Here is a 4,898-nt window from a genome sequence, read left to right as displayed (position 1 = left end):
CTACTACGAGCAATACTGTGCCCGGGGTGACATGGAAAACCGGATCAAGGATCAGCAGTTGTGTCTGTTCGCAGATCGCACCTCCAGCACGCGGTGGTGGACCAATCAGTGGCGGTTGCTCCTGTCGGGCTTTGCCTACACGCTGTTCGAGCGATTACGGGCCCACTTGAAGAAGACGCCCTTCGAGAGAATGAGCGCCAGTAACCTGCGGCTGAAGCTGATCAAGGTGGGCGCGGTCATCATTCGCAACACTCGGCGCATACGGGTGTTGATGAGCGATGCCTATCCTTACAAAGACGAACTCTCTGACCTGGTGCGTCAACTGGTTCCGGGATAGAAGCCTGGGCTCCCCCGGCCCGACTCAATGGGGGAAAGGGGGCCGTGTGTCCGGACAACAGGAATTGATCGATTATTGATCAGTCACGGCCGCCAATGAGCGGTAATGGCGGTAACCCGCACAGTCTGCGAGACTTGCTGGGGACCTATGAGAAATCCGGGCTAGGTGGCGTGGCGCTATTTGTGGTGGTGACGACCTGGCTACTGCATGGCATATTGTTACAGAATCTTGCTCGGGATTTTTTGGGTGAGCGTCTTCAGCGCGAAGCCAATCATGCGGTCGCACAGCTCGAGCAGGACCAAACGGCTGTCCCGACTGCGCTAGACTCGGTTAGCCAAGGCTATCAAGTCTTTCATCATCTCTACGTACTCCGCTTTAACGGTTCGGTCAGCGCTTCCGACCCGCAATGGCAGCAACAGCTGGCGCCTCTGCTGGAAGAGAACGGCGATGCTCTTGTGGACGTTAAACATAACGATCAGCACATGCTCGTCTACCGCCGCCATTTTGAGTGGCAGGGTTCTAACGGCGTATTACTGGTGGGTGAGGATTTTTCTCAGGTAGAAGCAGGACTTGCTACCTTGCATTGGTGGGTCGGTGGAATTGCCGCCGTGCTTTTAGGAATGCTCATCATACTCAATATGCTGGCAGTTAACCGCGGCCTCACGCCACTTTGGCAACTGCGTCAACAGCTTGAAGCCTTGCGATCAGGCAAACGTGATCGCTTGTCATTAGTAGCCCCTTCGGAGCTAGATGAATTAGTCGACCAGTTGAACTGGTTCATGGACGACATTGATCTTCGTCTGAAGCGCTCGCGAGAATCGGTCGCCAACCTATCACACGCATTAAAAACCCCGCTGGCAGCAATTACCCAAGTACTGCGCGGCAATCGGCCCATTGATGAAAACCGACGGCATAAACTGCTCAGTCGTATTGAAGATATTAACGCTCAGTTAGCTGCAGAGCTGCGTCGTTCGCGTATTGCAGGGCCTAACGCGGGTCGAATGGCGAACGTCACGCGAGATAGTTCACGGCTCATCGAGATGTTCCGTAGTCTTTACCCTGAGCGCATTTTCAACCTTACCCACTCGGCACACGAGAAAGACCAAGTGCCTATTGAGGCTCACGACTTTTCTGAAATATTAGGCATCGTGCTCGATAACGCTGGCAAATGGTCGAATAGGTGCATTAATTGCGATATTGCCGTCTCCACTACCACACTCACGCTCACCACTGATGATGACGGTTTCGGCGTTGCAGAAGAAGATCTTTCGCGCTTGGGAGAGCGTGGCACACGATTGGATGAACGCCGTCCCGGCTACGGCTTAGGCCTGTCGATTCTTGCGCAGTTAATTGCCCGCTACTCAGGGCACTCGCGCTTTGAGCGTAGTCCACTGGGTGGACTGCGCGTTACGATTATCCTACCTCTAGCGGGTGAAGTAGCTAATTAATCATTATTCAGCTTTGTTTCAGGTTCTTCCATTAAGATGGTGCCATTCATCATTGACGGGAGTTACACATGGCACGCTCAAGCATCATTTCTCACCCTCTTTCTCGTCGGCAGGTCCTAAAAGGCGGCGCTGCCCTAGGAATAGGTTCCGCTGCGGCAATGGGGTTAACTCCCGCCTGGGCAAACCCCTGGGGCCGTACCAACGTCTATGCTCAGGGCGTTGAAGAAGGGCCCGAGGTATCGCTGGCGATCCGCCGTGAATCGTTGCCTATTGACGGACAAGAAGCCCAACCAATTACCATTAACGGTACCAGTCCTGCCCCGCTGATTCGTTTGAAAGAAGGTCAAGACGCAGTACTGCGTGTCACCAACCTGCTGGACGAGCCCACCTCCATCCACTGGCATGGTCTCATTCTACCGCCGGAAATGGATGGTGTGCCTGGCGTTAGCTTTGCAGGTATCGCCCCTGGTGAAACCTTTACCTACCGTTTTCCCGTCCGTCAGAACGGTACCTACTGGTACCACAGCCACTCCGGCTTGCAGGAACAGCTCGGCCACGCCGGGCCGTTGATAATTGACGCCGCCGAGCGCGAACCCATCCGCTATGACCGTGAGCATGTGCTACTGCTCACCGACTGGACCTTTGAAGACCCCATGTCGGTATTTCGTAATCTGAAAACCATGGAAGGCTATTACAACTTCCAAGAGCGCACGATTGCTGATTTTTTCGCCGATGTTCGCGAAAAGGGTTTCTCACAAACTGCCGAGATGCGCGGTATGTGGGCCAAAATGCGCATGAGTTCTCGGGATATTGCCGATGTGACCGGCAGTACTTATACCTACCTGCTTAACGGTCACTCCCCCCAAGAAAACTGGAATGCGCTGTTCAAGGCTGGTGAGCGGGTACGACTACGCGTGATTAACGGGTCGGCGATGTCATACTTTGATGTACGTATACCTGGTTTGAAGATGACCGTCGTTGCTGCCGATGGCCAGCCAGTGCAACCCGTGCCTGTTGATGAGTTCCGTATTGGCGTGGCGGAAACGTACGATGTGCTTGTTTCACCAGAAGATGATCGAGCCTATACCATCTTCGCCGAAGCCATGGATCGGAGTGGCTACGCTCGCGCCACGCTAGCCCCGCGTGAAGGCATGCAGGCGGAGATTCCCAAGCGCCGCCAAATTGCCGACCGCGGCATGGAAGCCATGGGTATGGGCGGTATGGATCACTCCAACATGGCGGGGATGGATCACTCTGGCATGTCCAACATGTCGGGGATGGATCACTCTGGCATGTCCAACATGTCGGGGATGGATCATTCCAGCATGGCTGGGATGGATCACTCCGGTATGTCCAACATGCAAGGCATGGATCACTCTACTATGGGGGGGATGGCAGCCGAGCAGGCCAAAATAGGCGCAAATGGTTTGCTTCTCGCCGGTGAAGCCCAGCCCGGCTCTCGCTACGACCAGGCGGGCATCGGCATCGACCCCGACGAACGACGCATATTAGTCTACCGGGATCTCAAAGCGATCACACCATGGCCTGATCGCCGTGAGCCAGGCCGTGAGCTTGAGCTGCACCTGACCGGCAATATGGAGCGTTATATATGGTCGTTCGACGGTAAGAAGTTTAGCGAAGTGACGGGCCCTATTCATTTTGTGAAAGACGAGCGGCTGCGCCTAATTCTGATTAACGACACCATGATGGAGCATCCTATCCACCTCCACGGCATGTGGATGGAGCTGGAAAACGGCCAGGGTGAATTGATTCCGCGCAAACACACCCTAAATGTGAAGCCCGGTGAGCGCGTATCTGCGTTGATCACCGCAGATGCAGAGGGCAGTTGGGCGTTCCACTGCCACCTTCTCTATCACATGGATGCCGGCATGTTCCGCGTTGTTCAGGTTTCTTAAGGAGGCAGTATGAAAACCAAGCACTACTTAACCCTCGCCAGCGCCGCCCTCGGCATGGCCGCCGCCACGACTGCTCAAGCCGAAGACGGCTATGACGCCCCGGCCGGCTGGCCGTCACCGGTCGTGGAGTACCCGATGACCACGGTACGGGTCGATCGCTTGGAATATGCTTCGCCCGACAAGGGGGGGGATGCCTTGGTCTGGGATTTCCAGGCCTGGTATGGCGGTGATTTCAATCGCCTATACGTGGAAGGCGAAGGCGAAAACGTCCAGGGCGATGGCGAAGATGCAGAATTCGAGTCCCTCAACCTGCTTTATAGTCGTTTGATTGCCGACTTCTGGGAACTTCAGGGCGGCATCGGTTATCAGGGCGGTATCGCTACGAATAACTATCCCGAACGCTATTTCGGCGTCATCAGCCTATTGGGGCTCGCCCCCTATCGCTTCGAGACCGATCTCGACTTGATGATAAGCGATGAAGGCGATATCTCCGCCAGCCTGGAAAGCGAGTACGATCTGCGCCTGACTCAGCGGCTCTACCTACAGCCGCGTACCGAAATTGCCGTAGCTGCCAGCGAAGTTAAGGAGTTTGGTGTGGGTGAGGGCCTTAACTCAGTGCGTGTCGGCATGCGCCTGGGCTACGAAGTGACCAGACGCTTTGCGCCTTACGTGGGCGCTTATTGGGAAAAAGAGTATGGCGATACCGCTGACCTTTCTCGTGCTGGCGGGAATAATACCGAAGATACCGGCGTGGTGGCAGGCGTCAGGTTAATATTTTAAATCGTTAAGCACTCTATAACTTGCGCCACCGAAAGGTGGCGTTTTTTTTTGCTAATAAACCACTAAATTCAGCTTCAACTCATACTCTAAGGTTATTATTAAATTATAAATAACCAGCGGAGTAAACCACCATGAAAATTAAAGCAATTGTTTTTAGTGCAGTAGTAGCAAGTATCCTCTCTACACCTGTATTAGCGAGCTTAGGCAATACAACACAGAATCTTCCCTTACTAGAAAGAGGCGTATCTTCTACACAGATGCTTGTCCAGGGGCAACCTAAGCGTTTCAATATTAATATTGAACAAGCGACTACACTGAAAGTAGCGAGTGAGCACTTCCCAGGTTTTACCAGCACTGGCAACCGCATTTCAGCTGTGCTTTATGACAAAACTGGAAAACAAGTAGCAGAAGCGTCCA

The 4,898-nt window shown here is 53.9% G+C and carries 5 protein-coding genes; all 5 read left to right on the top strand.

The features are described 5' to 3' along the window. A partial coding sequence (locus V8L70_RS22525) for a transposase (RefSeq protein ID WP_336270685.1) occupies positions 1–337 on the top strand: 337 nt, incomplete at its 5' end. Between the two features lie 95 nt (positions 338–432). Beyond that, entirely contained in the window at positions 433–1,785 is a 1,353-nt protein-coding gene (locus V8L70_RS22520; RefSeq protein WP_336270683.1) for an ATP-binding protein, read from the top strand. A gap of 68 nt (positions 1,786–1,853) precedes the next feature. Further along, the gene (locus tag V8L70_RS22515; protein WP_336270681.1) at positions 1,854–3,701 is read left to right on the top strand and encodes a copper resistance system multicopper oxidase; all 1,848 of its coding nucleotides are present in this window, start codon (positions 1,854–1,856) and stop codon (positions 3,699–3,701) included. A gap of 9 nt (positions 3,702–3,710) precedes the next feature. After that, a complete protein-coding gene (locus V8L70_RS22510; protein WP_336270680.1) occupies positions 3,711–4,481 on the top strand; it encodes a copper resistance protein B in 771 nt (256 codons plus the stop codon). A gap of 131 nt (positions 4,482–4,612) precedes the next feature. Continuing rightward, positions 4,613–4,898: hypothetical protein (locus V8L70_RS22505; RefSeq protein ID WP_336270679.1), on the top strand; the 286-nt coding region annotated here is incomplete at its 3' end.

Origin of the sequence: Vreelandella arctica, assembly GCF_037070215.1 — a bacterium.
In the GTDB taxonomy this organism is placed as follows: domain Bacteria; phylum Pseudomonadota; class Gammaproteobacteria; order Pseudomonadales; family Halomonadaceae; genus Vreelandella; species Vreelandella arctica.
This window is presented reverse-complemented; position numbering and strand designations above follow the sequence as displayed.

Bases quoted from the DNA above. Each gene is read 5' to 3' on its own strand.
- V8L70_RS22520 (WP_336270683.1), top strand. From the start codon at position 433: ATGAGCGGTAATGGCGGTAACCCGCACAGTCTGCGAGACTTGCTGGGG.
- V8L70_RS22515 (WP_336270681.1), top strand. From the start codon at position 1,854: ATGGCACGCTCAAGCATCATTTCTCACCCTCTTTCTCGTCGGCAGGTC.
- V8L70_RS22510 (WP_336270680.1), top strand. From the start codon at position 3,711: ATGAAAACCAAGCACTACTTAACCCTCGCCAGCGCCGCCCTCGGCATG.